Annotated in this window: 2 protein-coding genes and 1 pseudogene; all 3 read left to right on the forward strand. The window is 60.9% G+C overall.

Annotated elements, in window-relative coordinates; translation table 11 throughout:
* Positions 1-470: 2,3,4,5-tetrahydropyridine-2,6-dicarboxylate N-succinyltransferase (locus Q7T36_RS17930; RefSeq protein WP_304852093.1), on the forward strand; the 470-nt coding region annotated here is incomplete at its 5' end.
* Between the two features lie 265 nt (positions 471-735).
* Positions 736-1,887 carry a PilT/PilU family type 4a pilus ATPase gene (locus Q7T36_RS17935; protein WP_304852096.1) on the forward strand — a complete coding sequence of 384 codons (1,152 nt, stop codon included), beginning with the start codon at positions 736-738 and terminating at the stop codon, positions 1,885-1,887.
* A 91-nt stretch (positions 1,888-1,978) separates the two neighbouring features.
* Positions 1,979-2,279 (forward strand): annotated as a pseudogene (locus tag Q7T36_RS17940) (hypothetical protein); the annotation flags it as partial.

Below are 2,279 nucleotides of genomic sequence, written 5' to 3' on the forward strand. Positions count from 1 at the left end.
TCGCCAAGGGCGCGATCCTGATGCCCAGCTACGTCAACATCGGTGCTTATGTGGATGAAGGCACGATGGTCGATACCTGGGCGGCAGTCGGTTCATGCGCCCAGATCGGCAAGAACGTCCACCTGTCGGGTGGCGTCGGCATTGGCGGCGTTCTTGAGCCAATGCAGGCCAACCCCACCATCATTGAAGACAACTGCTTTATCGGTGCACGCTCCGAAATCGTCGAAGGCGTGATCGTCGAGGAAAACTCGGTCATCTCGATGGGCGTGTACATCGGCCAGAGCACCCCGATCTATGACCGTGAGTTGGATACCGTCAGCTACGGCCGCATTCCCGCAGGTTCCGTCGTGGTGTCGGGTAATTTGCCCAAAGCCGGCGGCAAGTACAGCCTGTACTGCGCGGTGATCGTCAAGCGTGTGGATGCCAAGACACGCGCCACGACCAGCCTGAACGACTTGCTGCGTGACTAGAGATATGGCCCCCACGCTGGTCGCTTCGCGTGCTGCGCTGCCCCCCGAGGGGGCTGGCCTTGCTTGGGGCGGCCCGGCGCTGTGGCCGTTGGCCCCCACGCTGGTCGCTTCGCGTCCTTTGCTGTCCCCGAGGGGGCCGCTGCGCCTGCGGCCCGGCGAAGCCGGTTCCGCGGCCCTGGCTGGAATGATGCGGCTGCGGCCAGCCTTTGCCAGGGACGGCCTGGCGCTCGCCACGATGAGTCAACGTGATAACGAAAGCTGAACCATGAGCACGATGGAAAGAATTTTGCGTTTGATGGCGGACAAGAAGGCATCGGACGTTTACTTGTCGGCGCACTCGCCCGTCCTCATCCGTATCAACGGCCAGGCCATTCCCATCAATACCCAGATTCTGCCGGCCGACGCCCCCCTGAAGCTGCTGGCCGAGGTGCTGTCGCCCGTGCAAATCCAGGAACTGGAACAATTGGGCGAGGTGAACACGGCCCGGGCGCTGGAGGGCGTGGGCAACTTTCGCATCAGCGGTTTTCGCCAGCGTGGAAGCTATGCGGCCGTGATTCGCTTCATCCCGAACGAGATCCCCCCGCTTCACAGCCTGAGCCTGCCGCCTATTTTGTCCGAACTGATCATGGAAAAGCGCGGACTGCTGCTCATGGTGGGGTCGACCGGATCGGGCAAAAGCACGACCTTGGCCGCCATGCTGGATCACCGCAATGAAACCGCGCAGGGCCACATCCTCACGATTGAAGACCCTGTCGAGTTTTTATTCACCAACAAGAAATCTGTGGTGAACCAGCGCGAAGTGGGTGCCGATACGCAGTCGCTGCAGGTAGCGCTGAAAAACGCTCTGCGACAAGCCCCCGACGTGATTTTGATTGGCGAAATTCGCGACCGCGAGACCATGTCAGCCGCGATCGCCTATGCCCAGAGCGGGCATTTGTGCCTGGCCACCATGCATGCCAACAACAGCTACCAGGCGCTTAACCGGGTCCTTAGTTTCTACCCGGTGGAAGTGCGCAAAACCCTGCTGGGCGATTTGGGGGCAGCCCTCAAGGCCATCGTCTCGCAGCGCTTGCTGCGCACGCAGGACGGCAGCAGGACACCTGCCGTGGAAGTTTTGCTCAACACCAAGCTGATCGCCGATCTGATTGAAAAAGGCGACTTCTCGGGCGTGAAGGAAGCCATGGAAAAATCAATGGCCGACGGCTCGCAAACGTTCGAGCAGGACATCGCCAAATTGATTGTGCAAGGGACCGTCACGCGCAAGGAGGGCCTGCTGCATGCGGACTCGCCAACCAACCTGATGTGGCGGCTTGAAAACGACTTTGCGTCGGCCAAGGCCAAGCAGCAAGCGCCAGAGCCGGACACGGACGACCAGCCATCCTTCACGGAAATCACGCTGGATGTGACGCACGGCTGATGAGCATGGCCTGCATGCTTTTCACGCGGTGTCATGCGCTGGCTCCTGCATTTTTTCCTTTCTAGACCGGCCACGACTGCACCCAACCACCATGTCCCGAACACTCCGCCTGACTGAACAGCTGATTTCCCGCCCTTCCGTGACCCCCGACGATGCCGGCTGCCAGGCCATCCTGGCTGAGCGGCTGGCCGCTTTGGGCTTCACGTGCGAGACCCTACTCAGCGGGCCTGAACACTTCCGGGTCACCAATTTATGGGCAAAATTTGAGGGTTTCAGGCCTCTGGCCAATGCTTTGCCAACGCAAGCCGCTACTGAATCCATAGCGGACGCGGCGCGGCCCAGAACACTCGTTTTTGCCGGTCATACCGACGTGGTGCCCACGGGCCCACTGG

This window comes from Fluviicoccus sp., assembly GCF_030646115.1.
GTDB lineage: Bacteria > Pseudomonadota > Gammaproteobacteria > Pseudomonadales > Moraxellaceae > Fluviicoccus.